This window comes from Amycolatopsis echigonensis, from assembly GCF_002846615.1.
In the GTDB taxonomy this organism is placed as follows: Bacteria; Actinomycetota; Actinomycetes; order Mycobacteriales; family Pseudonocardiaceae; genus Amycolatopsis; species Amycolatopsis echigonensis.
In genome coordinates this window covers 7,721,567-7,747,126 of the sequence record NZ_PJMY01000003.1, presented here as the reverse complement: position 1 = coordinate 7,747,126, position 25,560 = coordinate 7,721,567, and the positions used below count along the sequence as shown (strand labels likewise).

General features: G+C 70.5%; 21 protein-coding genes and 1 pseudogene. 10 read left to right on the top strand and 12 right to left on the bottom strand.

What is annotated here, in order from left to right; translation table 11 throughout:
- Positions 1–242 precede the first annotated feature (242 nt).
- The gene (locus tag ATK30_RS45860) at positions 243–2,519 is read left to right on the top strand and encodes a glycoside hydrolase family 15 protein (RefSeq protein ID WP_101441347.1); all 2,277 of its coding nucleotides are present in this window, start codon (positions 243–245) and stop codon (positions 2,517–2,519) included.
- Between the two features lie 454 nt (positions 2,520–2,973).
- On the opposite strand, the pseudogene ATK30_RS47830 reads toward ATK30_RS45860, so the two are convergent.
- Positions 2,974–3,369, bottom strand: a pseudogene (locus tag ATK30_RS47830) (EamA family transporter); the annotation flags it as partial.
- Positions 3,370–3,404: 35 nt separating this feature from the next.
- Between ATK30_RS47830 and ATK30_RS41545 the strand changes: the two are divergent.
- Positions 3,405–3,965 carry a TetR/AcrR family transcriptional regulator gene (locus ATK30_RS41545; protein ID WP_101440154.1) on the top strand — a complete coding sequence of 187 codons (561 nt, stop codon included), beginning with the start codon at positions 3,405–3,407 and terminating at the stop codon, positions 3,963–3,965.
- Positions 3,966–3,969: 4 nt separating this feature from the next.
- Here ATK30_RS41545 and ATK30_RS41540 read toward each other — a convergent pair whose 3' ends face one another.
- On the bottom strand, positions 3,970–4,533 hold the full coding sequence (locus tag ATK30_RS41540) for a CGNR zinc finger domain-containing protein (RefSeq protein WP_101440153.1): 564 nt from the start codon (positions 4,531–4,533) through the stop codon (positions 3,970–3,972).
- A 107-nt stretch (positions 4,534–4,640) separates the two neighbouring features.
- Between ATK30_RS41540 and ATK30_RS41535 the strand changes: the two genes are divergently transcribed.
- Together ATK30_RS41535 and ATK30_RS41530 are read left to right on the top strand one after the other, a co-directional pair.
- Entirely contained in the window at positions 4,641–5,549 is a 909-nt protein-coding gene (locus ATK30_RS41535) for a pyridoxamine 5'-phosphate oxidase family protein (RefSeq protein ID WP_101440152.1), read from the top strand.
- A gap of 13 nt (positions 5,550–5,562) precedes the next feature.
- Entirely contained in the window at positions 5,563–6,024 is a 462-nt protein-coding gene (locus tag ATK30_RS41530; RefSeq protein WP_101440151.1) for a nuclear transport factor 2 family protein, read from the top strand.
- A gap of 104 nt (positions 6,025–6,128) precedes the next feature.
- On the opposite strand, the gene ATK30_RS41525 is transcribed toward ATK30_RS41530, so the two are convergent.
- Positions 6,129–7,520 carry an amino acid permease gene (locus tag ATK30_RS41525; protein WP_101440150.1) on the bottom strand — a complete coding sequence of 464 codons (1,392 nt, stop codon included), beginning with the start codon at positions 7,518–7,520 and terminating at the stop codon, positions 6,129–6,131.
- Positions 7,521–7,929: 409 nt separating this feature from the next.
- Here ATK30_RS41525 and ATK30_RS41520 point away from each other — a divergent pair, with 409 nt between their 5' ends.
- The 6 genes from ATK30_RS41520 (at position 7,930) to ATK30_RS41495 (ending at position 17,087) form a co-directional block, all read left to right on the top strand.
- Positions 7,930–10,908: an arabinosyltransferase domain-containing protein gene (locus tag ATK30_RS41520; protein WP_101440149.1), complete on the top strand. Its 2,979-nt coding sequence runs from the start codon at positions 7,930–7,932 to the stop codon at positions 10,906–10,908.
- A 177-nt stretch (positions 10,909–11,085) separates the two neighbouring features.
- Positions 11,086–13,125 carry an MDR family MFS transporter gene (locus tag ATK30_RS41515; protein ID WP_101440148.1) on the top strand — a complete coding sequence of 680 codons (2,040 nt, stop codon included), beginning with the start codon at positions 11,086–11,088 and terminating at the stop codon, positions 13,123–13,125.
- Positions 13,126–13,267: 142 nt separating this feature from the next.
- Positions 13,268–14,830, top strand: a complete 1,563-nt coding sequence (locus tag ATK30_RS41510) for a hypothetical protein (RefSeq protein ID WP_416332871.1) — start codon at positions 13,268–13,270, stop codon at positions 14,828–14,830.
- Between the two features lie 33 nt (positions 14,831–14,863).
- Positions 14,864–15,805: a non-homologous end-joining DNA ligase gene (gene ligD, locus ATK30_RS41505; RefSeq protein WP_101440146.1), complete on the top strand. Its 942-nt coding sequence runs from the start codon at positions 14,864–14,866 to the stop codon at positions 15,803–15,805.
- Positions 15,806–15,882: 77 nt separating this feature from the next.
- A complete protein-coding gene (locus ATK30_RS41500) occupies positions 15,883–16,233 on the top strand; it encodes a hypothetical protein (protein ID WP_244194877.1) in 351 nt (116 codons plus the stop codon).
- Positions 16,234–16,310: 77 nt separating this feature from the next.
- Positions 16,311–17,087: an SDR family oxidoreductase gene (locus ATK30_RS41495; protein WP_101441346.1), complete on the top strand. Its 777-nt coding sequence runs from the start codon at positions 16,311–16,313 to the stop codon at positions 17,085–17,087.
- On the opposite strand, the gene ATK30_RS41490 is transcribed toward ATK30_RS41495, so the two are convergent.
- The 9 genes from ATK30_RS41490 to ATK30_RS41450 form a co-directional block, all read right to left on the bottom strand.
- Entirely contained in the window at positions 17,084–17,557 is a 474-nt protein-coding gene (locus ATK30_RS41490) for an SRPBCC family protein (protein WP_101440144.1), read from the bottom strand. The genes ATK30_RS41495 and ATK30_RS41490 overlap by 4 nt on opposite strands.
- A gap of 45 nt (positions 17,558–17,602) precedes the next feature.
- On the bottom strand, positions 17,603–17,806 hold the full coding sequence (locus tag ATK30_RS41485; protein WP_101440143.1) for a DUF6186 family protein: 204 nt from the start codon (positions 17,804–17,806) through the stop codon (positions 17,603–17,605).
- Positions 17,803–18,396 (bottom strand): hypothetical protein, encoded by a 594-nt coding sequence (locus ATK30_RS41480; protein WP_101440142.1) that lies wholly within the window; start codon positions 18,394–18,396, stop codon positions 17,803–17,805. Before ATK30_RS41480 ends, ATK30_RS41485 begins: the two co-directional genes overlap by 4 nt.
- A 102-nt stretch (positions 18,397–18,498) precedes the next feature.
- Positions 18,499–19,404 (bottom strand): cobalamin-binding protein, encoded by a 906-nt coding sequence (locus ATK30_RS41475; protein ID WP_101440141.1) that lies wholly within the window; start codon positions 19,402–19,404, stop codon positions 18,499–18,501.
- 14 nt (positions 19,405–19,418) lie between these two features.
- On the bottom strand, positions 19,419–20,519 hold the full coding sequence (locus ATK30_RS41470) for a serine hydrolase domain-containing protein (RefSeq protein ID WP_101440140.1): 1,101 nt from the start codon (positions 20,517–20,519) through the stop codon (positions 19,419–19,421).
- Between the two features lie 8 nt (positions 20,520–20,527).
- Entirely contained in the window at positions 20,528–22,093 is a 1,566-nt protein-coding gene (locus tag ATK30_RS41465) for an ABC transporter ATP-binding protein (RefSeq protein ID WP_101440139.1), read from the bottom strand.
- Positions 22,090–22,986, bottom strand: a complete 897-nt coding sequence (locus ATK30_RS41460) for an ABC transporter permease (RefSeq protein WP_101440138.1) — start codon at positions 22,984–22,986, stop codon at positions 22,090–22,092. Before ATK30_RS41460 ends, ATK30_RS41465 begins: the two co-directional genes overlap by 4 nt.
- Positions 22,983–23,939 carry an ABC transporter permease gene (locus tag ATK30_RS41455; RefSeq protein WP_101440137.1) on the bottom strand — a complete coding sequence of 319 codons (957 nt, stop codon included), beginning with the start codon at positions 23,937–23,939 and terminating at the stop codon, positions 22,983–22,985. The genes ATK30_RS41460 and ATK30_RS41455 overlap by 4 nt, the downstream gene beginning before the upstream one ends.
- Positions 23,936–25,528, bottom strand: a complete 1,593-nt coding sequence (locus ATK30_RS41450; protein WP_101440136.1) for an ABC transporter substrate-binding protein — start codon at positions 25,526–25,528, stop codon at positions 23,936–23,938. Before ATK30_RS41450 ends, ATK30_RS41455 begins: the two co-directional genes overlap by 4 nt.
- Between the last annotated feature and the right edge of the window lie 32 nt (positions 25,529–25,560).

Here is a 25,560-nt window from a genome sequence, read left to right as displayed (position 1 = left end):
AGCTCCGAGCCTGCGGCCAGGTTTCCCAGCACAGCGCGGACGGTCTCTCCGGCCATGGCGCGCTCCTCCGTTCGGTGCGGGCCCGGGGACGGGTGCCGCTTCGGGAACTAGGAGATCATCCGGGTACGACAGTTTCCGGGCCTCCGCGGTCACTCCATCGGGTGGGAGTGCCGGAGCCGCGCGGAGAGGGCAAGACGGTTCCCGCCGTTCGGCTGTTGTTCCGGGCCGAGGCGGCGGGCAGCATGAGCGGCATGGTCGGTGGCAAGTGGGGACGGGCGGCGGCGGTGCTCGCGGTCGTGGGGATTTCGGCGGTGGGCCAGGGGATTGTTCCGGCGGAAGTCGGGGCGGAGCCCGGCCCGGCGGCGGTGGGAGGCAGAGCGGCGGGATGGACGCCGGGAGACTGCTGCGGCGGACCGTCATCCTGGACAACAGGGGACAAATCCGCCCTCGGGACGGCCGCCGGAACTGCGAGCCCGCTGTGGTTCACCGTCGCCGGCGGTGTCACGTCGGAAGTGTTTTATCCGCGTGCGGACGTGGCGAACATGCAGGACATGCAGTACGTGGTCACCGACGGGAAGTCCTTTGTGGACCTTGAGCGCGACGCGACGCAGCACGTCGTGGCGATGCCGGACGAGAAGGCGCTCGAGTACACGGTCACGAACACTGCCAAGAACGGCCGTTACCGCATCACCACGACGTACGTCACCGACTCCGGGCGGCCGACTCTCCTTACCCGCACCCGGTTCCAGTCGCTGGACGGCGGCCAGTACCAGGTCTACCTGCTGGCGAATCCGTCCATGGCGGGCGGCGCGGCGAACGACACCGCGGCGTGGGACGGGACTGGGCTGACGGCCAGCGGGACGGAGCAGCTGTTCGGGGCCAAGACAACCGTGGCGTCGGCGTTGCGAGCGTCGACCGGGTTTGTCGCGCATGACAACGGATATTCCGGTGCCGCGAGTGATTGCCTGGTAGACTTGCGAGCACATCAACGTCTTACGAATCAGTTCGATTCCACCGATTACGGCAATGTCGTCCAATGTGGACAGATCCCGGTCGGGCAGGACACGACGTTCTCGGTCGCGCTCGGGTACGGGAGCGACGCTCAGGGCGCGGCGGCCGCGGCGGACGGGTCGCTGGCGAGCGGGTTCGGCAGTCTCGAGCAGTCGTATCGGCACGGCTGGGAGGAGTATGTCGGCAGCCTGAAAGCGGCACCGGGCAGTGTGGCGGGCGACGAGCGGCAGCGGCGCGCGTATTACGTCGCGCTGATGGCGTTGCACGCGGCGGAGGACAAGACACATCGCGGCGCGAGTGTCGCGGGTCTGGCCACGCCGTGGGGCGACGTCGTGAACGGCGACGTGCTCAACGACGGGTACCACCGCGTGTGGGGCCGGGACCTGTACCAGCAGGCGACCGGGCTGCTCGCGGCGGGCGACGCGGCGCAGGCGAAGCGGATGGCGCAGTTCCTGTGGTCCTCGCAGTGGATTTCCGCGCCCACGCAAGGCGATGGGACGACGTACCCGGCCGGCGCATTTCCGCGGTACAGCCCGGTGAGCGGGGTCCCCGGGGCGACGCCGCAGCAGCTCGGCTGCTGCGAGCAGCTCGACCAGGACTCCGACGCGATCATCCTCGCCTGGATGACCGGTCTGACCGATGCGGCGACGTACGCGCGGGTCAAGGTGACGGCGGAGCACATCCGCACGAGCGGTCCCGCGACAACGGAACGGTGGGAGGAGCAGTACGGCCGGTCGCCGTCGTCGATCGCGGCGGAGGTGGCCGGGCTCGTCACGGCCGGGGCGATCGCGCGGGCGAACGGCGACCCGGCGGCGGCGCAGCAGTGGGAGTCCACCGCGGACTCGTGGCGGGCGCAGCTCGACAGCTGGACGCGGACGAACACCGGCTACTGGGGCAACCACACGTATTACGAACGGATCGACAAGGGAACCGACCCGAACGACACCGGGCAGATCTGTTTCGACGAAGGCTGCTTCTACGAGCACGACATCACCGACTTCGGGTTCCTCGACCTCGTCCGGCTCGGCGTCCGCGGACCGGCCGACCCCGAGGTCGCCGAGTCGGTGGCCCCGACCGCGGCGGCTCGCGACGGCAACGCGCCGATGCAGGTCACGACCCCGAACGGCGACATCTACTTCCACCGGTACCCGCACGACAACTACGGCGAGAGCACGACCGCCTGCACCGGCTGGCCGGCGAACGGGCCGCAACGCTTCGGGCGGCTGTGGCCGGTCCTGTCCGGCGAACGGGGCGAGTACGAACTGGCCAGCGGGCGTTCGGCGGCGGTGTACCTGAAGTCGATGGCGGACGCGGCGAACGACGGCTACTTCATTCCCGAGCAGGTGTGGGATCGCGCCGACGCCGCGTGCTTCGGGCTGGGCCGTCCGACCGGGAGCGCGGCGCCGTTGATGTGGGCGGAAGGCCAGTACCTCCGGCTCGCGCATAACATGGACGCGGGGAAGAACCTGGAGACTCCGGAGGTGGTCCGGCAACGCTACGGCGGCTGACCCGGCCGTTCGCGACGACGGCGGCGACCAGCGCCAAGCCGAGCCCCACGCCGGTCAGCACGGTGAACGGCTCGCCGAACAACACCGTGCCCCACACCGACGTGACCGGTGCGATCAGAAACATCAGGCTGTTCACCGCCGTCATGCCGATCCGCCCGACGAGCAGCCAGTACAACCCGTACCCGCCGAAGGTCGCCAGCACGATCAGCCAGGTCATGGCGAACCAGAAATGTCCGGACGCGGGCGGAACCGCGCTCCCGGTCGCCAGCGCGAGCCCGGTGAAGATGACCGCCGAGGTGCCGCAATGGATGGCGAGCGCACGCAACGGGGGAGCGGGGACGCGAGACCGGCGTTCGAGGACCGTGGAGGCGACCAGCCCGAGCATTCCGGCGAACGGGATCAGATATGCCCAGGCCGGGGCGTGCGAAGCGGCGTCCGACCAGCTGACCAGGACCACGCCGACGAGTCCCAGCACGAGTCCGGCCCATTGCCGTCCGGTCGCGGCGACGCCGAGGAGCGGACCGGCGAGCGCCGCGGCGACGAGCGGCTGCACACCGTCGATGAGCGCGGTCGTGCCTGTGCTGACGCCTTCGCCGATGGCCCAGTAGACGGTGAGCAGATAGCCCGACTGGGAAAGCAAGCCGATCAGGACGTGTCGGCCGTACTCGCGGAGCGGCGTGCCGCGAGGCCGCAGAAACGGTGCCAGCAGCAGGGCCAGCGGGAGGAACCGCCACATCAGCACGGTCGGCACGGCCGCGTCCGCCGCGCCGAGCTTCGCTCCGATGAACCCGGACGACCAGCACACCACGAACAGGATCGCCGCCCCGACTATACCGATCTGTTTACCCATGAACCGGACTATACAGATCGGTATACACTGGGGCCATGACGATCGACTGGACCCCGAAGGCGCAAGCGGTGCTGACAGCCGCGTCGGAGTTGTTCTACGAGCGCGGTATCCACGCCGTCGGCGTCGACGTCATCGCGGCCAGGGCAGGGGTGACCAAGAAGACGCTCTACGACCGGTTCGGCTCGAAGGATCGGCTGGTCGTGGAGTATTTGTCCGCTCGCGACGCGCGCTGGCGGGAGTTCCTCGGCGAGTGGCTGGAGAAGGCCGGGCCGGAGCCGCGGGACCGGCTGGCGGCAGCGTTCGCCGCGTCCGAGGCGTGGGCGAAGAAATACGGCGGCAAGGGCTGCAGCATGATCAACGCGCACGCCGAGATCAGCGACCCCGCGCATCCGGCGTACGCGGTGGTGACCGAAAGCAAACGGTGGATGCTCGGCGTCTTCGTCGAATTGGCCGAATCGGCGGGCGTTTCGGAACCGCGCAAGGCGGCCGAGCAGATCATGCTGCTGCACGAAGGCGCGGTCGTGATGGCGGGAATGCGGGTCGCGGAGGACGTTTTCGCGCGCGCCGCGGAAACGGCGGTGGTGCTGCTGGGCTGAGCCGTCAGCGCGTCGATCGGATCTTCTCGTAATGCCGTGCGGCGCGCGCTCGGTTGCCGCAGGTGACGGAGCACCATTCGCGACGCGGATGCGTCTTCATGAAGTAGAGCACGCAACCCGGCGCGTAACAGGCACGCAGTTTCGCGGCGTCCGGTCCGCCCAGCAGCGCGATCGATTCCCGGGCCACGCGGGCTAATCCGGTGACTACCGGCGAAGTGCTGCTCGACGAACTCTCCTGCAGTTTCCCGGCCACAAAGGTCAGTTGGGGGATTGGCAGGTGGGTCACCAGGTCGTTCAGGTCGCCGAGGGCCGTGTCGAGGTCCACGGCCGGAGGCTGCCGGTCGTCGGCGGTGACTTGGGCGGCAAGGCGGCGGACGGCGTCGCGAAGCCGCCGCGCCAGCTCGAGTTCGGCCGCGGACGACTGCCGCGATCCGCGGTCGATGCCGACGTCGTCGAGCCATGCGTCGAGGTCTTCGCGGGTGCGGAGGTCGTCGTGGAGCCCGCTGGTGTCGGCCCAGACGGTCGCCATCAGGCGGACCGGCACGACCTCGTCCGGCAGCATCCCCATGGCCGAGACGGTATCACGGATGGATTGGGTTGCATCCGTGAGAAGCGACTGCTAGAACTTCTCACGGAAACTCATGGTGCGACCCGTGAGAAAGTGAGGTGGGCGCAGTGAGCCCGACGATCCAGCAGGCCTTCCATTCCGGAGAGCTGGCCGTCCAGCGCGAGGCCGGGGTCGAACGCCAGGCCGCGCGTCTGTCCCGGATGGCCGAACCGGCTGGGATTTCACCGGGAATGGCGGGATTCCTGGCCGAACGGACGTTCCTGGTCGTGACCGGACGCGACGCGGCCGGACGGCTGTGGACCTCGCCGGTCGTCGGCCCGCCAGGGTTCCTGGAAACCAGGTCGGCGACGACGCTCGCGATCCACCGGACGCTGCCGGAGGGCGATCCGTTGCACGCGCTCCCCGCCGGGCAGCAGCTCGGAATGACGAGCGTCGAGTTCGCCGCCCGGCGCCGGGTTCGCATCAATGGCAGCCTGTCGAGCGCCGAGAAAGATCGGCTGGTCGTCGACATCGAGCAGGCGTACGGCAACTGCCCCCAATACATCCAGCAACGTGTGCTGTCCGAAGAGGTCAAACCAGCTCCGGTGCAAGAGCGCACGGGACTGAGTCCTGGCGACACCGAGCTGATCCGAGAAGCCGATACGTTCTTCCTCGGCACGATCAACCCCGGCCACGGCGCGGACGCGTCCCATCGGGGCGGCGCGGCCGGGTTCGTCCGCGTCGAGGGAAATGCCCTGTGGTGGCCCGATTATCCCGGAAACAACCTCTTCAACAGCCTCGGCAACCTCGCCGCGAACCCGGAAGCCGCGCTGCTCTTCTTCGACTTCGCGACCGGCCGGATCCTGCAGGTCTCCGGCACCGCCGCGATCGAATGGGGAGAAGCGGGCCGCTCCGGCGATGACGGCTGCACCGGCCGGATCGTCCGGTTCGAAGTCCAGCACGTCGTCTCCGGCCGACCGGTGGCCCGGCAAGTCGCGCACACGCCGTACCCGCGCAATCCTCGGCTCATCAAGTGAAAGGACCCCTGTCATGACCGAATCGCGGCCCCCGTTCCAGCCGTTCGACCTCGCCTCCGCGCTGAAGAAGGTCCAGGCGGCCGAGGACGCTTGGAATACGCGCGACCCGGAGAAGGTCTCGCTCGCGTACACGCCGGATTCCGTGTGGCGCAACCGCGACACGCACGTCGTCGGCCGGGCCGCGATCGTCGAGTTCCTCACCGCGAAGTGGGAGCGCGAGCTGGATTACGCGCTGCGCAAGGGGCTTTGGGGATTCCGCGAGAACCGCATCGCGGTGCGGTTCCAGTACGAGAGCCGCGACGCGGGCGGGCAGTGGTGGCGCAGCTACGGCAACGAGCTGTGGGAGTTCGCCGAGAACGGCCTGATGAGCCGGCGCGAGGCGTCGATCAACGACCGGCGGATCGAGGAGGCCGAGCGGCGCATCTTCGGGCCGCGGCCCGCGGAGGAGCACGGGGTCGACTTCCCCCTGTGGTGAAAGAACCGGGGTAACGGAAAGAGCCCGGCCGCCCGTTCCGGTGGTGCCGGAAGGGACGGCCGGGCCGATGCCGCGTTCGCGGGGATGGGGAACGCGGGCCGCGTTCAGGCGCCGATGCGCGCCTGCCGTTTGCGGGACACCAGCCGCCAGCCGACGGCGAGCACCACGACGATCGCCGGGATCGAGTAGAACGCGATCTTCTCGGCTCCGTCGGAGAATCCCATCAGCACCACGACCAGCAGGAGGAATCCGAGCGTGGCCCAGCCGGTGTACGGCGCGCCGGGCATGCGGTAGCTCGGCCGCTCCAGCTCGCCGCGCAACGCCGCCTGACGCATGCGCATCTGCGAGTACACCAGCGTCGCCCAGGTCGCGACGACACCGAGCGAAGCGACCGCGGTGGCGATGTCGAAGGCTTCCTTCGGCACCAGGTAGTTCAGCACCACGCCGAGCACGTAGGCCACGGACGTGAAGAGAATCCCGCCGTAGGGCACGTGCCGCGAGTTCATCTTGCCGACGAACTTCGGCGCTTCCCCCTCGTCGGCGAGCGCGCGGAGGATGCGGCCGGTGGAGTACAGCCCCGAGTTGCACGAGGAGAGCGCGGCGGTGAGGACGACCGCGTTCATCACGTCGCCGATGCCGCCGATGCCCAGGCGCGAGAACACCGTGACGAACGGGCTTTCGCCGCCGTTGTAGAACGGCCACGGCAGCAGCATCGCCAGCAGCAGCACCGAACCGACGTAGAAGACGCCGATCCGCCACACGACGCCGTTGATCGCCTTCGGCAGCACCTTGCGCGCATCCTTGGTCTCGCCGGCCGCGATGCCGACGACCTCGATCGCGGAGTAGGCGAACACGACCGCCTGCAGCGTCATCAGCGCGATGCCGACGCCGGCCGGGAAGAACCCGCCGTGGCCGGTCAGGTTGTGCACGCCGGCGGTGGTGCCGCCGATGTTCGCGCCGGTGAACACGAGCCCGACCGCGGTCACCAGGAACACGATGATCGCGAGGACCTTCACCACGGAGAACCAGAACTCCAGTTCCCCGAACAGCTTCACGCTCAGCAGGTTGACCGCCATGAGCACGCCGAGCGCGACCAGCGCGGTGATCCACTGCGGCACGTCCGGCAGCCACTTGTGCACGTAGATCGCGACCGCGGTGATCTCCGCGATGCCGGTCATCGCCCAGTTCAGCCAGTACATCCACCCGGACACGAACCCGGCCCACGGGCCGATGAACTTCCGCGCGTACGTCACGAAACTGCCGGAGCTGGGCTGGTGCAGCACGAGTTCGCCGAGCGCCCGCATCACGAAGTAGGCCGCGACGCCGCACAGCGCATAGGAAAGGACCAGCGACGGCCCCGCTTCGTGGAGCCGCCCGCCCGCGCCGAGGAAGAGCCCGACCCCGATCGCCCCGCCGATCGCGATCATCTGCACTTGGCGGTTGCCCAGTGCCTTGGTGTAGTTGTCGCCCTCTTTGGCGACCACTGTGGATTCCATGGTTGCGTGACGCTAGCGGTAGCGGGCCGCGTGATGCAGCACACCTAGGCTGGACTTAAGGTGTGCTGCAGATCACCGTGGAGGAACCGGGTAAATCGGGCAGGGCCCGTTTGATTTCCGGAAATGGTGCTGGAGCTGCGCGGATGTCCACCGTGGACGGTGCGCGCGGAGACTTTCGGGCAGCCGCAGGCGATCTCCAGGGTATCCGCGGGACAGGAGCGCTCACCAGAGCGCGGAGCTCGCCGGAATCCGGCGATGACGGGGCCACGCGGATGTTCCACAGTGGACGGAAGCGCCCGAGGAGGCATTCGCTCAGGGGCTGATCCCGCCAGGTTCGCATACCGGGGGATCCGGTCGGCCGCCGGGCCGCTTCACGGCGGAGACACGCCGGAACACTAAACTCCGCGCGGTGCCGACCCCAGATTCCGACTCCACTGCGCGCAGGAAAGCCGGCGACCGTTGGCTCATCATCGGCCTTGGGCTCATCTCCGCACTGACCGCGGTGCTGTTCACCGTGGCGCCGGTGAACACTGAGACAACGACGTACCGCTGGGACGGCGCGCAGGACACCGCGCTGCCGTTGTACCCGTACCACCCGGACAGAATGGACGCGACCGTCCGTTGCGCCGACCCGGACGGGCTGGCGCTGGCGACCGCGCCGCCGGGAAGCAAGCTGGGCGCGCAGCCCCTCGGCGGCGCGCTCGAGATCCGCGCGGTCGCCGGGACGGTCACCGCGAAACTCGGCGATAAGGAGCTGGTGCGCCGGCCGGTCAGCGGCGACTGCCGGCTGACGGTGCGCGCCGACGGCCAAGGCACCACAGTCGGCACCGCCAGGACGACGGCGAGGCCGAACGTCACCGGGCTGTACACCGACCACCCGGGCACGGCGTCCGCGCAGATCGAACCCGACACCCGGTGGGTCAGCACGCCGAGCGTGCTCAAGGTCGCGCTCGGCGTGGTGTCGGTGCTCGCGCTGCTCGGCATGATCGTGCTGCTGATCCGGCGCGACCGGGCCGTCGCACGACGGGTCCGGCTGCTTCCGCGGCGGGCGTGGGCGCCGCGGCCGGCGGACCTCGCGGTGACCGGGGTGCTCGGAGTCTGGTCCGTCATCGGTGCGCTCACTGTGGACGACGGATACATCTCGACTATGCTGCGCGCTCGCGAGACGAGCGGGTTCACCGGCAATTACTTCCGCTGGTTCAACGCGCCGGAAGCGCCGTGGGGCTGGTACTACGAGCTGTACGCGCTTCTCGGCCGCGTGACGCCGGCCATGGTGTGGATGCGGCTGCCGTCGGTGCTGCTGGGGCTGGCGTCGTGGTTCCTGATCGATCGGCTGGTGCTGCCGCGCCTGGTCGACCGGCCGGGCCGGTGGACCCGCTGGGCGGCCGCGGCGCTGTTCCTGGCCTGGTATGTGGCCTTCGACGTCGGACTGCGGCCGGAGCCCTGGATCGTGTTCGGCACGCTGGCGGTGTTCGCCCTGGTCGAGCGCGCGGTGGCGACCGGTGCGGTGACGCCGGTCGCGGTCGGTCTGGTCGTCGCCGGTGCCACCGCGACGACGAACCCGCTCGGGATCGCGGCGTTCCTGCCGTTCATCGCCGGGGTGCGCCCGCTCGTCCGGCTGGTGCGCAGGCGTGCCGACCTCCGGGTGCTCGGCGCGATCGCGGTGGTCGTCGGCGCGGCGGGCAGCGCACTGCTCACGGCGTTCTACGACCAGCCGCTGAGCGCCGTCCTGGAGTCGACCGCCGTCCGTCAGCAGATCGGCCCGGATCTCCCGTGGCAGAGCGAAATCACCCGGTACACGACCCTGCTCGATCCCTCGGTCGTCGAGGGTGCGCTGAACCGCCGGGTGCCGGTGCTGCTGATGCTCCTGGCGATGGCGATGACGGCCGTGCTGCTGATCTGGCGCCGCGCTCCGGGACTGGCCGCCGGGCCGGCTCGCCGGATGGTCGTCGCCAGTGTCCTGTGCCTCGTCGTGCTCGCGTTCACGCCGACGAAGTGGACGCACCACTTCGGTGCGCTGGCCGGATTCGGCACGGTGGTGATCGCGATGCTGGTCCACACCGTCGCACGCGGAGCGCTGTCCTCGGTGTGGGCACGGGCGGCGGCGCTGGGCCTGGTCGCGGCGACGACGTGGCTGGCCTGGTCCTCGCCGAACCGGTGGTGGATGCAGTCCGACTACGACGTTCGCTGGGGCGATTCCGTCCCCACCGTGAAGGGCGTGCGGCTGGCGGATCTGGTCCTCTGGGCCGGGCTGGCGGTCGCGCTCGCGGGCGTGGCCGCCGGGGCCTGGCGGACCGCGAAACGGCGGCCCGGGGCGCCGCGCTGGCTGCCGGCGTCCGGCTGGGTGATCGTCGCGGTGGCGGCCGCGACGGTGGCGGTCGAGGTGGTCGGACAGGCCCAGGCGGTGAAACTGCGCTGGGACACCTACTCCGTCGGCCGGTCGAACCTGGCTTCGCTCGGCCTCGCAGCGAGTGCCGGCAGCGCCGGGAACGCCTGCGGTGTCGAGGACTGGCTGGACGTCGAGCCGGACATCGGAGCCGGCGTGCTTCGACCGTCGACCCCGGCTTCGGCGGAAGGGTTCGCGATGAACACCGCGTTCCCGCCGGACGCCGCGCCGCGGGCCCCGTACGGCACCGATCCGGCGCACCCGGCGTGGAGTTCCTACCGGTCGCCGTCCGGGACCGGCACGCTCGCCACCGGGTGGTACGACCTGCCGGCGGGCATTGCGTCGAAGGATTCGGCTCCGGTCGTGATTTCCCTTGCCGGGCAAGGGAAAGTACAGGTGTCAGTCGAGTTCGCGAAGGCGGACGGGACCGTGCTGGCGACCGTGAAGGCCAAGGGGGACAGCACCGGGAAGTGGAGCGACGCGCGCTTCGACCCCCGCTGGCAGGCCCCTGGGGCGCAACGGGTCCGGGTCGTCGCGCGGGACGCCGACCCCGGTCCGTCCGGCTGGGTCGCGGTCACCGCACCCCGCATCCCGCGGCTGGTGCCGCTGACGAGCCAGGTTCCGGTGAGCGAGCCGGTGACCTTGGACTGGACCAACGCTTTCGTCGTGCCGTGCCGGACACCCGCCTCTTTGGCGGACGGCATCGTGCAGCCGGTCCGGTACCGGTTCGCCCCGGGGCCGGACGCGCAGTCGCTGGCCGGGGTCGCCTACTCCGCGGACGCCGGGGGACCTTACGTGCCGTTGTTCGCCGACGCGAAGGCCACCGAACTCCCGACCTACCTGCGCGGCGACAAACTCCGCGAGCCGGTCGCGGTGTACCGGTTCGACTATCCGGTCCCGATGCGGGGACTGACCGTCGAACACAGCACCCGGCCGACGTCCGGGCTGGCGAAGCAGGCGCCCGTGCTCGACGCCGACGCGCCCCGCGCCGTCAGCGAGTAGGCCGGACCAGGACGCCGCGTTCGGGTCACCGGCGGCCGCGACGGCAATCGGATCCGGCGGTCCGCCGCGGTCACCGGAACGGGCGACTACGCGGCCGGGCGGCTATTCCGCGGTGGACCGAGGTGCTTACGTGGACGCGCCGGGAGCGGCCCGGCACGGGCGCGCGAGGAGGAGCCGATGACGGCCACGGCGGAGGAGATCCGGGAGGAGCCGGTCCCGCCGGCGCTGTCCCGGCGCAGGATCCACGCGGTGTTCGGCGCGGTGCTGCTCGGCATGCTGCTCGCCGCGCTGGACCAGACGATCGTCGGGACCGCGCTGCCCACCATCGTCGGCGACCTCGGCGGGGCCGGGCACCTGTCCTGGGTCGTCACCGCGTACCTGCTGGCCGAGACGATCATGACGGTCGTCGTCGGCAAGCTGGGCGACCTGTTCGGCCGCAAGCTGATGTTCCAGCTGTCGGTGGTCGTGTTCGGCGCGGGCTCGTTCTTCTGCGGCTTCGCCGACAGCATGACCTGGCTGATCATCTGGCGCGCGGTGCAGGGGCTCGGCGGCGGCGGGCTGATGGTCACCTCGACCGCGCTGATCGCCGACGTCGTCCCGCTGCGCGAACGCGGCAAGTACCAGGGCGCGCTCGGTTCGGTGTTCGGCGTCGTCACCGTGGCCGGGCCGATGCTGGGCGGGCTGTTCGTCGACCACCTGTCCTGGCGCTGGGCGTTCTACGTCAACATCCCGCTCGCCGTGGTGGTGCTCGCGGTCGCCGCGTCGGCGATGCCGAGCGTGCGCGCGGCGGTCAAACCGGTGATCGACTACCTCGGCATCCTGCTGATCGGCCTCGCCGCGACCGGGCTGACGCTCGTCACGAGCTGGGGCGGCACCACGTACGCCTGGGGTTCGCCGGTGATCATCGGCATGGCCGCGGGCTCGGTGGTGCTGCTGGGCGCGTTCGTCGCGGTCGAGTTGCGCGCGCCGGAGCCGATGCTCCCAATGCGGCTGTTCCGGAACCCGGTGTTCACCGTCGCGGGGATCATGAGCTTCGTCGTCGGGTTCGCGATGCTTGGCGCGCTGTCCTATCTGCCCACTTACATGCAGTACGTCCAGGGCGTCTCGGCGACGTCGTCCGGCGTGCGGCTGCTCCCGATGGTGCTCGCGCTGCTGGTCGCCTCGATCCTGTCCGGCACGCTGGTGAGCCGTACCGGGAAGTACAAGATCTACCCGCTCGCCGGCTCCGCGGTGATGACCGCCGGGCTGTATCTGCTGTCGCGGCTCGGCGCGCACACCGGGTTCTGGGAATCGGCGCTCTACATGGCGGTGCTCGGTCTCGGGATCGGGCTCGGCATGCAGGTGCTGACCATCGCGGTGCAGAACACCGTGGACTACCGGGATCTCGGTGTCGCGACGTCCGGGGTGACGTTCCTGCGTTCGATCGGCAGTTCGTTCGGCGCGGCGATTTTCGGCACGGTTTACGCGAATCAGCTCGGCCCGAATCTAGCCAAGGCGCTCGCCGAACATCCGCTTCCGCCGGGCGTCGATCCGAAAGCCGTCCAGATTCCCTTGGCGCTGCACCATTTGCCCGCGACGATTTCGGAACCGGTGATCGGCGCGTACGCGGATTCGTTGCACATTGTGTTCCTTTATGCCGCGCCGGTCGGGCTGGTCGCTTTCGTGCTCGCGTTCTTCCTCAAGGAAATGCCGTTGCGCGACACCGCCCGCGCCGCCGCGCCGGACCTCGGCGACGGATTCGCGATGCCCGAAGCGCACGAGCACGACCGGGGACTCGAACGGGCGATCGCGACACTGCTGTTCCGGGAACGCCGCAAGGCCGCTCCCGCCATCGTCGCGCGCGCCGGTTCGGAACTGGACGTCGGCGGCCTGTGGTGTGTTCTGCAGGTCCGCCTCCGGCAGCGCGCCGGACGGGCGGCGACGCTCGAAGCGATCGGAGAGGACCACGGCGTCCCGGCGCAGGTGCTCGAACCGGCGTTCGCGCGGCTGGAACTGACCGGGCACCTCGACTGCGCCCGCAGCAGCTGGTCGCTCACCGAATCGGGGGCGCGCGAATGGGACAAGCTCGTCCGCGCGTGGCACGACTGGATCGCCGAACGCCTCGGCGACTGGGGCGGCGGGGACCGGTCCGAACTGGACGCCGCGATCACCCGCGTGGCGACCCGGATCCTCGACCAGGGCGCGGACGGCGCGGGCGGGCGGCACGCGCTGGCGTGAAACCGCGGCAAATTCCGCCGCGCGGCGGGAAACCGTTGCGAAACCGGTACCGCCGAAACAGCGGGTACGGCGGCGCCGACGTTTCGGACAGCCCGTTAGCATCTGCCTGTCGGACACCCTCTACTGTTCCGGGATCATGTCGGTGGATGAATCTGTGCTCACGACTTCGGGCGACGCCAACGGCTCCGCCCGTCCGGCCGGCGGTCCCGTCCGGTCCCGCTTCGCCGCGTGGCTGCCCCTGGCCGCCGCGGTGTTCGGCCTGCTCTCGTTCCTGCTCGTGCGCGGCAGCCTCACCGACGACGGGTACATCACCCTCTCGTACGCGAAGAACCTCGCGCTGCACGGCGAATGGGCGCTCGTGCCCGGGTCCGTCGCGAACTCGGCGACCTCGCCGCTCGACGTCCTGCTGCTCGGGTTCCTGACCTTCGTCACCCGGATCAGCGGCTCCGCGCACCCGGTGCTCGCGCTCGGCGTGCTGACCGTGCTGAACAGCGCCGCGATCGGCTGGGCGTGGGCGCGGCTGACCCGCCGCTTCGGCGTCTCGCCGTGGGCCGGCGTGCTGGGCCTGCTGCTGGTGATCGCCAACCCCTTCCTGCTGTCGGCCACCGGCCTCGAGGTGCTGCTGGTCCCGGCCGTCCTGCTGTGGCTCGTGGTGGCCGCGCTGGAGGAGCGGCCGGTGCTGTTCGGCGTGGTCGCCGCGCTGACCGTGCTGACCCGGCTCGACCTGGTCGTGTTCGTGCTCGTGATCGCGTTCTCGACGGCGGCGATCCGGAAGAAGTTCTGGACCGCGGTCGCGACGGCCGTTCTCGTGTCCGCGCCGTGGTTCCTCACGAGCTGGTTCGCGCTCGGGTCGTTCATCCCCGACACGCTGGTGATCAAGCAGGACCAGGAAGGCCTGTTCGGTGCCTGGGGCTACTTCAGCGGCCCGATGATGTACTTCCTGTACCTGCCCTTCACCGTGATGGTCGCGTTCGCCTCGGCGCTGGTCGGCGTGACCGTGCTGCTCGGCTGGCTCGCCCTGCGCTTCGCGCGCCGCTGGGACGACTTCCCGCGGCTGGCCCCGGTCGTCGCGCTCGGCGCGGGCGGCGTCGTCTACTACATCGTCTACTCGACCCTCGGCGTCGGCCCGTACCACTGGTACTACGTCACCCCGATCGTCAGCACGGCGTCGTTCGCGGTCCTGATGATCGGCGTCTGGCACGCCGAGACGAAGAAGCGGCCGAAGCTGAACCGCGTCCCGCCGCTCGTCGCGCTCGGGCTCGGCGCGGCGGTGGCGCTCGCCAACGTGGGCGTGGACCTGGCCCAAGGCGTGCCGTGGCCGTCGCCGGTCATCTTCGGCAACTGGGCCAGCTCGACCGACTACGCGCGCGTCGGCAAGGAGCTCGGCGCGCGGCTGCAGGGCAAGTCGGTGGCGGGGCCGGGCGAGATCGGCACCCTGGCGTACTACTGCGACTGCCAGATCCTCGACGTCTTTTCCGACCGCAGCGAGGTCACGAAGATCGTGAACAAGCGGCTCGCCGAGGACGGTTTCGTCAGCAAGACGCTTCTGCGGATCAACTACCACTGGTTCAAGCGGCTGCCGCCGCGCACCCCGGACTACCGGCTGCTCTACGACAAGGGTCCGGGCCATGGTCCGGACCAGTGGACGGTCTACTCCGCGGCCAAGGGCGTCGGGCATTTCACCCTCGTGCCGTTCGACCGCTGACGCGCCGCGCGATTTCCCGATACGGTCGATGCCATGGCGAAGGGCGAGGCCGTCGAGCTCGAGGTGGGGGACCGCACGGTCCGGGTGTCCAATCCGGACCGGGTCTACTTCCCGGCGCGCGGCGAGACGAAGCTCGATCTCGTCCGCTACTACCTCGCGGTCGGCGACGGGATCGTGCGCGCGCTGCGGGAACGGCCGTGCATGCTGCACCGGTTCCCGTCCGGGGTGACCGGCGAGAAGGTGCACCAGAAGCGCGTGCCGAATGGTGCGCCGCCGTGGCTGGAGACGGTGCGGGTGCAGTTCCCGCGGTACCAGCGGCACGCCGACGAACTGTGCGTGACCGAGCTGGCGCACGTTGCGTGGGCGGTGCAGATGTCCACTGTGGAGTTTCATCCCTGGAACTCGCGCCGCGCGGACACCGAACGGCCGGACGAATGGCGGATCGACCTCGACCCGATGCCCGAATGCGGGTTCGGCACGGTCCGCCGGGTCGCGCACGTCGCCGAGGAAATCCTGGACGAGCTGGGCATCCGCGGCTGGCCCAAGACGTCCGGCGGCAGCGGGATGCACGTCTACGTCCGGATCGAACCGCGCTGGGGATTCGCCGATGTCCGCCGCGCGGCGCTGGCGTTCGCGCGCGAGGTCGAGCGGCGGGCTCCGGACGACGTCACCACCACGTGGTGGCGCAAGGACCGCGATCCGAAGAAGCTGTTCGTGGACTACAACCAGAACGCCCGGGACCACACGATCGCCAGCGCCTATTCGGTGCGCGGCGTGCCCGAGGCGCTGGTGTCCACTCCGATCCGGTGGGACGAGGTCGACGACGTCGACCCGCACGACTGCACGATCGCGACCGTGCCCGCGCGGTTCGCCGAACTCGGCGATCTGCACGCGGGCATCGACGACACGGCGTATTCGCTCGAGCCGTTGCTGGAGTGGGCCGACCGGGACGGGTTGGAGGCAGAGGACTCCTGAGCGAAGTCAATCGGGCGCCTGGCGTCATGGGGGCTCCTCCGCCGCGTCTCACCGGGGACCGAGCGGAGGAGAGCGCGATGGACAGTGCTGGGCAGGGCGATCCGCTGGCCGTGCTCTATCGGCTGCACCACCAGTTGCGCGTGCTGTCGCCGGTGCTGACCGTCGCGCCGGGACGGCCGGAGACGAACGCCATGCTCGACGGCCTCGCCGAGACCGTTTCCGAGGCGGCGGGCCTGCTCGCGACCGCAGAACCGGAGGCGCTGGCGGCGTTGCGGCAGGGGTTCGAGTACGCCCGGCTAGGCCGGGGCAACGAGGCGAACTCGGAGCTGATCACCGCCTACGGGCGGCTGTCGGTGCTGCTGCGGAAGGACACGCCGCGCCGGGACAGCGCGAACGAGCCGACGGTGCGGTGGCGTTCGAGGTTTTGACCGGCCGGGCGCGTGGCATGCCAGGATGGCGGGCGTAACCCGGCTGAGCCCGGGCGGTGCGGCATCGGGAGGACCACGTGGCCGAGCAGATCCTCGTCACCGGCGGAAGCGGACAACTGGGCCGGGTGGTCGTGGAACGGCTCCGAGCCGCGGAGGCTCCGGTGCGGGCGTTGAGCCGGCGGAGGCGGTCCGGCGAAGGTGTCCAGTGGACGGCCGGCGACCTGCGCACGGGACGGGGCATCGACGTCGCGGTCGCCGGGGTCAGCACGGTGATCCATTGCGCGACCGACTACCGCCGGGAGGTCGACACGGTCCGCACGCTCGTCGAGGCGGCGCGCTGGAGCGGACAGACGCCGCATCTGGTGTACGTCTCGATCGTCGGCGTGGACAAGATCCCGCTCGGGTATTACGAGGCGAAGCTGGCCGCGGAAAAACTGGTCGCGGATTCCGGGATGCCGCACACGATTCTGCGGGCGACGCAGTTCCACTCGCTGGTGCGGACACTCCTCGCCGGCGCCGCCCGGCTCCCGGTGGTGCCGGTGCCGAAGTTCCGGTTCCAGCCCGTCGACGTGCGCGACGTCGCGGCGCGGCTCGTCGAGCTGGCCCGCGGCGAACCGCGGGGGCGGGTCGCGGACTTCGGCGGGCCGGAGGTGCGGACGACGGCTGATCTGGCGCGTGCCCTGCTCGCCGCGTCCGGGAAGGAGAAACGGCTCGTTTCGGTGCCGGCGCCGGGGCGGATCGCCCGGGGTTACGCGGCTGGGGCGAACTTGGCGCCGGAGCACGCCGACGGCGTGGTCACCTTCGAGCAGTATCTGGCGGAGCGGGGCAAGCCGACCGCGCTGCGGTACCGCTAGGCGGCGGCGCGGCGGCGGACGGTGCGCTCCAGGATTCCGAGGGTCGCCTTGAGGGCGGATTCGGGGACGACCGGGAAGGTCAGGCGCTCCTTCCACTCGTCGCTGAGCTCTGACCAGTCGTAGTAGGACGTGACGCGGGTCCCGCCCTCGGCGGGCTCCAGCCGGTAGCCGTAGATGTGGCGGACGTGCGGGCGGAAGTTGCCCTCGACGGTCCAGGCGATCTCCTGGCCGGGGACGAGTGTGGTGATGACGACCTCGACGGTGTACTTGCCCAGCGGACGGTCGCCGAGCGCTTCCCGGTCCATGTGGACCACGAACCGGTCGCCGGCCTGCGTGACCGGTTCGCCTTCGGCGTCCATGAGCATTCCGGACGCGTCGATGTCGACGTGGCCCCGCGGATCGGCGAGCACGGCGAAAATCGCGCTGGCGGGGGCGGGGATGAGCCGGGAGACCTCAAGACGTTCGTTCATATCATCGATCATAGCAGAAATAATCGATGATTGCCGTCCGCGTGATCAGCTCTGGACGAAGAAATGCCAGCCGACCCACCACCAGGCCAGCACGAGCGCGATCCGGGTCGACCGCTTGCGCATCAGCGCGGAGAGCACGCTGGTCAGCGGCGGGATCTTCTTAGGGACCAGGTGGCTGCCCAGCCACAGCAGGAGGGCGGCGGCCACGATCGCGCCGAAGCCGATTTCGGTGATCAGCCTGCTGCTCATGCCGTTCTCCTAGCCTCGGCGGCCGCGCGCAGCATCGCGAGCCCGGCGGCGACCCAGACGCCGAGCGCGAGAGCCTGCACGACGCGGTTGTCGAGCATCGGGTCGACGAGGTCGCTCATCGTCGGATGCGTCAGCGAAAGCCCGCCCGCGGCCTGTTCGTAGACGAAGGAGATCAGTTCCCAGAGGCACCAGGAGATCGCCAGCGCGACCCACAGCCAGCCGCGGCGCGGGACCGGCTGGGACGGGAGCGAAGGGTCCCGCCATTCCACGACCAGCGCGCCGACGCCGATCGCGGTCACGGCGAGGAACATCGGCACGGTCTGGCGGCCGAAGACCAGCGCGACCAGAGCGACGGCGATGATCAGCGAGGCGCCGGGCAGCCGGGTGGCCGGGACCAGGAGGTCGTCCGCGGCGCCGGCGTGCCGTTCGGTGAAGAGCAGCAGGATCGCGGCGGCGAAGAAGATGACGCTGTCGGCGGGGGCGCCGCGGATCCAGTGGGCGAGCGAGGCGATGAGGAGAGCCGCGATCGGGAGGTCGACCGCCGGCCGAGGTGCCGGGTAGTCCGCCACGTGCCGTTCCGGAGCTGCCATGCGACGCACCTCATTCCGTGCCGGTCCTGCTTGGAAGACAACACGAACGGGGGTCTGCGGCTTCCCGGTCGGGCGATGTTTTCGGGAGCCGGGTGAGAAGGGTCAGATCCGCCGGGCTTCGGCAGGGCTGACCGGGGGATCGGCGGGCCGGTCGTGCAGAACCGTCGCGAGGATTTCCGCGCCGCGCACCACTCGCGGGCCGGGGCGGTTGAAGTAGGCCGGACCGTCGAGCAGCCAGACGCGGTTGTTCCGGACGGCGGGCAGGTCGGCCCAGCCCGGGCGCAAGGTGAGGACGTCCAGTTCGGTCTCGGTCCGGTCCGGCGAGAAGCCGCAGGGAAGGACGAGCAGGACGTCCGGGCGGGCGGCGACCACGGCGTCCCACGTCATCGGGTGGGTGTGCTCGCCCGGTTCCGCGAGCGACGGGGCGCCGCCCGCGGCGGAGATCTGCTCGGGCACCCAGTGTCCGGCCGGCCAGAGCGGATCGAGCCATTCCAGCGCGACCACCCGGGGCCGCGGCAGCCCGGCGACCTGGCGGCGGACAGCGGCGAGCCGGCTGCGGAGTTCGGCGACGCGGGCGGCGGCGACCTCCGGCACGCCCAGTGCGTCGCCGAGGGTGGTCAGGCAGTCGAGAACCTCGTCCAGGGTGCGCGGTTCGAGGCTGAGCACGCGCGGTCCGGCGTCGAGCATCCGCACCGCGGCGGCGACGCGGGTGTAGGACACCGCGCAGACCTCGCACAGGTCTTGGGTGAGCACGAGGTCGGGCGCGAGCGCGGCCAGCCGGTCGAGATCGACTGAGTAGAGCGACGAGCCTTGGTGGGACGAGCCGACGGCGGTGGAGATCTCCCGGCTGGTCAGCGTGTCGGAGTCGAGGTCCGCGGCGGTCACCACCGGCACCGACGCGATCTCGGCGGGCCAGTCGCATTCGTGCGTGCGGCCGACGAGATCGCCCGCCTTGCCGAGAGTGGCGACCAGGTCGGTGGCGGCGGGCAGCAGGGACACGATCCGCATGCGTCCACGGTAGGTCAGGCGGCCTCGTGCAGCGCCTCCAGCAGCGAGGAAGCCCGGTGGTCGACGTCCTCGGCCTGGAGTTCGTTCGGCACGAAGGAGAACGACAACCCCCGGGTCGGCCACGCGCCGTGGCGGCCGCCGCCGGCACCGGAGTGTCCGAAGGCGGCGGGGTCGGCCGCGGCGGGGCCGTAGGTGCCGATCGGGTCGGCCAGTTCGAAACCCAGGCCGAAGCGCAGCGGGCGGTCATTGATCGCGTCGATGCCTTCGGACCAGGTGCGAGTGGCCTGGGCGAGGACGTCGTCCGGGACGAGTTCGCCGGAGCGCAGCAGGTCGTACAAGCGGGCCATCGCGGTCGCGGTGCCGACTGCGCCGCCTGCCGCCAGCGTCGCGCCGCGGTACTCCGGCGAGTTCATCGAGTCGCCCGAATCGAGCAGGCCGCGGTACATCCGTTCGACGATCCGGCGGCGTTCCTCGTCCTTCAGGAACGTGCTGATCCGGTACCCGGGCGCGCGCCGCAGCGTGGCGACCGGGACGGACGGCGGGGTGCCGAGCCGCAGGTCGAGGCCGTGCGGTCCGGCGAGGAGGTCGCGCACCAGCGTGCCCAGGTCGGCTCCGGTGACGCGCCGGGCCAGTTCCGTGGCCAGGTAGCCGTAGGTGAGCGCGTGGTACGCGACCTGCCTGCCCGGAGTCCACAATGGACGCTGGGCGGCGAGGGCACGGGCGTTCGCCGCGTTGTCCAGCATGGGCAGATCGGGTTCGACGTAGGGCAGGCCGACGGTGTGCGACAGCACCTGCGAGACCGGCACCTCCTCCTTGCCCGCCGCGGCGAACTCCGGCCAGTAGCGGGCGACGCGTTCGTCCGGGTCCAGCTTCCCCTGTGCGGTCAGCATCGCCAGGACGGTCGCGACCACGCCCTTGGTGCCGCTGAACAACACGGCGCGGGTGTCCTCGGTCCACGGCACGCCGTCCGCCGCTGAACCGCCCCACAGCTCCACCACCGGAGCGCCGTCGCGGAACACGCTGAACGCGGCTCCGCCGGTGGTCGCCTCGATGATGTCGCCGAACGCTTCCCGCACGCCCTCGTAACCGGGCTTCACCGCACCATGGACAGTCATCCTGCTCCTCACAGCCTTGGCGTCGTGGCCAGAAGTTCGCTGGTGTACTCGTGCGACGGGGAGTTCAGCACCGCTTCGACGGGCCCTTCCTCGACGATCTCGCCGCCGCGCAGGACCGCGATCCGGTCCGCCACCTCCGGGGCGAGGGCGATGTTGTGCGTCACGAACAGCATCGCCATGCCGAGTTCCCGGCGCAGCTCGCCGAGCAGCTCGACGATGGTCGCCTGCACGGAGACGTCCAGCGCGGAGGTGACCTCGTCGCACACCAGGACGTCCGGCGTGGTCACGAGCGCGCGGGCGATCGCGGCGCGTTGGCGTTCGCCGCCGCTGAGCTGGTCCGGCAGCCGGTTCGCGAGGTCTTGCCGCAAGCGGACCCGGTCCAACGTCTCGGCGACGCGTTTACGGCGCTCAGTGCGGGAGAGGGACGTCAAGCGCACCAGCGGAACCTCGATCGACTGCGCGATCGTCTTGCGCGGGTTCAGCGACGAGAACGGGCTCTGGAAAACGTACTGGATCCGCCGCAGCTCGTCGGTGCTGCGCTGCCGGGCGGCCGGAGCGAGCGGGGTTCCTTCGAGCGCGACCGTGCCGCTGAAACCGCGGTTCAGTCCGGCGATGCACTGCGACAGCGTGGTTTTGCCGGAACCGGACTCGCCGAGCAGCATCACGCTTTCCCCGCGCGTCACCGCGAGATCGATGCCGCGCAACACCTTCTGCAGCCCGTACGACACCCGGATGTCGCGTGCGGCCAGCACCGCGTCGTCCGGCGGGGGAGCAGGGGCGGGTTGCGCACCGAGGTCGGGCACCGCCGCGAGCAGCCGCTTCGTGTACGCGTGCTTCGGCCGCCGCAGTACTTCCTCAGCGACGCCGCATTCGACCAGATTTCCTTGGTACATCACGGCAACCCGGTCGGCGAGCTGTGCCACCACGGCGAGGTCGTGCGTGATGTAGAGCGCCGCGACGCCGTGCTCGGACGTCAGCTGCCGGACCGTCTCCAGCACCAAAGCCTGCGTCTTCACATCGAGGCCGGTGGTCGGCTCGTCCAGCACGACCACGCTCGGGCGGCACGCGAACGCCATCGCGATGCCGACCCGCTGCTGCTGCCCGCCGGACAGCTGATGCGGGTACCGCCGCTGGTAGGCCTCGTCGGACGGCAGCCCGACCTCGGCCAGCACCTCGGCCACTCGCTCGTCGGCGGACCCGGCGTAGCCGTGCGTTTCCAGCACCTCGGCGATCTGCCGCCCGACCCGCAGCGCCGGGTTCAGCGACAGCGCCGGGTCCTGCGGGATGTACGCGACCGCGTTGCCCCGCAACTGGCGTCGTGCGGCGTCGTCGAGCGACAAGACGTCGACCGGTTCGCCCTCGCGTGGATGCAGCACCACCTTGCCGCCGCCGGACACCAGCCCGCGGCGGAAATGGCCGAGCGCGGCCAATCCGGCGGTCGTCTTGCCGGAACCGGATTCCCCGACCAGCGCGAGGACCTCGCCGGGAGCGATCTCGTAGGACACCGAATGCAGCACCGGACGGCCCGCCGCGGTGCGCACGGCCAGCCCGGTCACCTCCAGAGCCTTGGTCATGCGCGTGCCTCCCGGGTCCGCCCGGCCGCGGCCGAGGCGAGCGAATCGGCGACGAGGTTCGTGCCGACGGCCAGCACCGCGATCGCGGCCACCGGGAGCAGCACGCCCCACGGCTGCACGACGAGCGCGATCCGGTTCTCGTTGATCATCAGGCCCCAGTCCGCGGCCGGCGGCTGGATGCCGAGCCCGAGGAACGACAGCGAGGCGATGTAGCCGATCGAATAGGTCAGCCGCAGCCCCAGCTCCACCATCAGCGGGCCGGTGATGTTCGGCAGGATCTCGCGCAGCAGGATCCGGCTGCGCGGCACGGCGTACATCTCGGCCGCGCGGATGTAGTCGTGGTTGCGCACCGAGACCGTCGCCTGCCGGGCGACCCGCGCGGTCCGCGGCGCGTGCGTCAGACCGATGACCAGCACCAGCAGCCAGCCCTTCGGACCGATGACCGCGATCGCCAGCAGCGCGATGACCAGCTGCGGGAACGACAGCAGCACGTCGTTGCCGCGCATCAGCAGGCTGTCCAGCCAGCCGCCGCCGTACCCGGCGATCATGCCGATGAGCGCGCCGAGCACGATGCCGAGAGCGGTGGCCAGCACCGCGTACAGCAGCAGCGTGGTGCCGCCGGCGAGGAAGCGGGTGAGAACGTCGCGGCCGAGGCCGTCGGTGCCCGCGATCCCGTCCGGTTTGAACGGCTTTCCGGCGAAGTCCGTGGTGCTGTGCCCGGTGAGAACCGGTCCGAGCCACGGGCCCAGCAGCGCCACGAGAATCACGATTCCGGCCAGCGCCGCACCGACCTTGGCCTGCGGGAACGACCAAGCGGCACGGATCAGCCCGGCCGCGCGCGGCGGCGTCTCCGCGACGGCGGGCACCACCTGTTCTTCTTCGACCGCGGTCATCGCACTGCCTCCGTCCGGAGCTTGGGGTCGGCGAGGATGCCGATCACGTCGGCCAGCAGGTTCACCACGATGTAGACCGCGGCGATCAGCAGCGTCACCGCCTGGACCACGGCGACGTCGCGTTTGCCGACCGCGTCGATCAGCGCCTGGCCGATGCCCGGGTAGCGGAACAGGAATTCGACCACCACGACGCCGCCGGCCAGCCAGGCCAGCTGGATCGCGACGACCTGCGCGACCGGCCCGACCGCGTGCGGCAAGGCGTGCCGCAGCAGCACCGTCCGCTCGCGCATTCCCTTGAGCCGCGCCATTTCCACGTAGCCGGATTCGAGGACCTCGCCCATCGTCGCGCGCATCATCCGCGTGATGTACGGCGTCACGACGAGCACGAGGGTGAGCACCGGCAGGACGAGCTGGCTCGGCTGCGCCCAGACCGCTTCGCCTGGCGGCGTGAGCGTGACCGAGGGCAGGACGCGGAACACCGTCGTCGCGAAGAGGACGATGAGGGCGACGCCGATCACGAACTCCGGCAGCGCGGCGATCACCAGGCTGACGCCGGAGACGACCTGGTCGCCGGCCCGGCCGCGGCGCATCGCGCTCCACGTGCCGAACGCGAGCCCGAGCGGGGTGGCGATCACCGCGGCGAGCACGAGCAGCACGAGCGAGGCCGACACGCGGTCCGCCAGCAGCGTCGTGACCGGGCCCTGGGTCGAGGTCGAGGTGCCGAGGTCGCCGGTGAACAGGCCGCCCAGCCATGAGAGATAGCGCTGCCAGACCGGTTCGTCGAGGTGCAGCTGGTGCTGCAGCGCGGCGATCCGCTCCGGGGTCGCCTGCTGGCCGAGGATGGCCCGTGCCGGATCGCCGGGCAGCAGCAGCGTCGCGACGAACACCAGCAGGGTGACCAGCCACAGCACCACGAGGCTCACGAGCAGCCGTTTGAGGATCAGCCGGGTCATGCCGTGCCTCCTTCCGCCGTGCCGAGCCAGACCTGGCGGAACTGGTAGCCCGACAACGAGATCCCGGTCCGGTCCGGCACGAGTCCGGCCACATAGGACTGGTAGGCGTCGACCTGGTCGACGAACCCCCAGACGATCAGCCCGCCGCGTTCGTACTCGATCCGCTGCGCCCGGTGAATCAGATCCGTGCGCTCCTTCGCGTCCATGGTCTCGCTCGCCCGAGTGACGAGGTCGGTGAATTCCGGGTCGTTCCAATGGGTTTCGTTGTACGGAGCTTTCGGCAGCGCGCCGGCCGCGACCTGCGGCAGGTAGTTGCGCGTGTACCAGAAGTCCTGCGCGAAATCCCAGGACAGGTAGTTCTCGCCGTAGAACGTGGTGGTGTCGACCTTCCGGATCCGCACGTTCACGCCGGCGGCCTTGGCCTGCTGCTGGAACACCTGCGCGGCCTCGACCGCACCGGCCTGGATCGGCGCGGTGACCAGCTCGATGTCGAGGTTCGGCTTGCCCGCTTCGGCGAGCAGCCGTTTCGCCTCGGCGATGTTCTGCTTCCGTTGCGGCAGCTGCCGGTCGTACGCCGGGTCGAACGGCGCGTACAGGTCGTTGCCGACCCGGCCCTGCCCGCTGAGCACCTGGTTGATCATCTGCTCGCGGTCGACCACCAGGCGCAGCGCCTGGCGCACCCGGACGTCGTTGAACGGCGGCCGGTCGACCCGCATGGTGAACGGCAGCCAGGTCCCGGTTTCCGATCGCAGCACCTGGACCCGCGGATCGCTGCGGAGCACGTCCACGAGGGCCACGGGGACCTGGTCGATCGCGTCCACTTGAGACGAGAGCAAGGCGTTGATCCGGGCGTCGTCGTCGGAGAAGTTGATGAGCGACAACCGGTCCAGGTACGGCTCGCCCGGGCGCCAGTAGTGCTCGTTGCGCACGAAGGTGCTCTGCAGGCCGGCGGTGAACGTGTCGGCCTTGAACGGTCCGGTGCCGATCGGGCGCTTGACGTCGAAGTCGGCGGGGACGATGCCGAGGCTGTACTGCCCGAGCAGGTCGTCGAAGCCGGAATTCGGGGTGGTGAGCCGGAATTCGACGGTCCGGTCGCCGGTGGCGACGACCTCGCCGAGCATGGTCAGCCCGGCCGCGCCGCTCTTCGGGGCCTTCGGGTCGGTGATCCGGCGGAAGGTCGCGACGACGTCGGCCGGGGTCACCGGGCGGCCGTCGTGGAAGCGGATGCCCGACCGCAGCACGGCGGTCCAGGTGCGCGCGTCCGGCGAGGACTTCAGCGATTCGGCCACCAGCATCTGGAGCCGGTAGTCGTGATCGCGCATCAGCAGCGGTTCGTAGAGGTTGAGCACCCGGGCGATGTCCGGGTTCGTGGCGGGGATGTGCGGGTCGAGCGTGTCCGACGCTCCGCCGCCGGTGACTCCGACCCGGAGGGCGCCGCCTCGCTTGGGCGGGCCGGAGGGCACGGCCGCGGCGACCGTGGGGCCGCAGGCGGCCAGAAGGGGAGCGGTGCCGGCGAGCGCGGCGCCGGCGAGCGCGGTGGTCAGGAATCGGCGGCGGGAGACGTTGGTCGGTTTACATCGGGCTTCCATGGGTGACTTTCGGGTGGGTGAGCGGCGATCCC

Coding starts and splice junctions, on each gene's coding strand:
- ATK30_RS41490 (WP_101440144.1), bottom strand. CDS start 17,557: ATGAACGAACGTCTTGAGGTCTCCCGGCTCATCCCCGCCCCCGCCAGC.
- ATK30_RS41470 (WP_101440140.1), bottom strand. CDS start 20,519: ATGACTGTCCATGGTGCGGTGAAGCCCGGTTACGAGGGCGTGCGGGAA.
- ATK30_RS45860 (WP_101441347.1), top strand. CDS start 243: ATGAGCGGCATGGTCGGTGGCAAGTGGGGACGGGCGGCGGCGGTGCTC.
- ATK30_RS41515 (WP_101440148.1), top strand. CDS start 11,086: ATGACGGCCACGGCGGAGGAGATCCGGGAGGAGCCGGTCCCGCCGGCG.
- ATK30_RS41460 (WP_101440138.1), bottom strand. CDS start 22,986: ATGACCGCGGTCGAAGAAGAACAGGTGGTGCCCGCCGTCGCGGAGACG.
- ATK30_RS41545 (WP_101440154.1), top strand. CDS start 3,405: ATGACGATCGACTGGACCCCGAAGGCGCAAGCGGTGCTGACAGCCGCG.
- ATK30_RS41480 (WP_101440142.1), bottom strand. CDS start 18,396: ATGGCAGCTCCGGAACGGCACGTGGCGGACTACCCGGCACCTCGGCCG.
- ATK30_RS41450 (WP_101440136.1), bottom strand. CDS start 25,528: ATGGAAGCCCGATGTAAACCGACCAACGTCTCCCGCCGCCGATTCCTG.
- ATK30_RS41455 (WP_101440137.1), bottom strand. CDS start 23,939: ATGACCCGGCTGATCCTCAAACGGCTGCTCGTGAGCCTCGTGGTGCTG.
- ATK30_RS41525 (WP_101440150.1), bottom strand. CDS start 7,520: ATGGAATCCACAGTGGTCGCCAAAGAGGGCGACAACTACACCAAGGCA.
- ATK30_RS41485 (WP_101440143.1), bottom strand. CDS start 17,806: ATGAGCAGCAGGCTGATCACCGAAATCGGCTTCGGCGCGATCGTGGCC.
- ATK30_RS41475 (WP_101440141.1), bottom strand. CDS start 19,404: ATGCGGATCGTGTCCCTGCTGCCCGCCGCCACCGACCTGGTCGCCACT.
- ATK30_RS41465 (WP_101440139.1), bottom strand. CDS start 22,093: ATGACCAAGGCTCTGGAGGTGACCGGGCTGGCCGTGCGCACCGCGGCG.
- ATK30_RS41530 (WP_101440151.1), top strand. CDS start 5,563: ATGACCGAATCGCGGCCCCCGTTCCAGCCGTTCGACCTCGCCTCCGCG.
- ligD (WP_101440146.1), top strand. CDS start 14,864: ATGGCGAAGGGCGAGGCCGTCGAGCTCGAGGTGGGGGACCGCACGGTC.
- ATK30_RS41540 (WP_101440153.1), bottom strand. CDS start 4,533: ATGGGGATGCTGCCGGACGAGGTCGTGCCGGTCCGCCTGATGGCGACC.
- ATK30_RS41500 (WP_244194877.1), top strand. CDS start 15,883: ATGGACAGTGCTGGGCAGGGCGATCCGCTGGCCGTGCTCTATCGGCTG.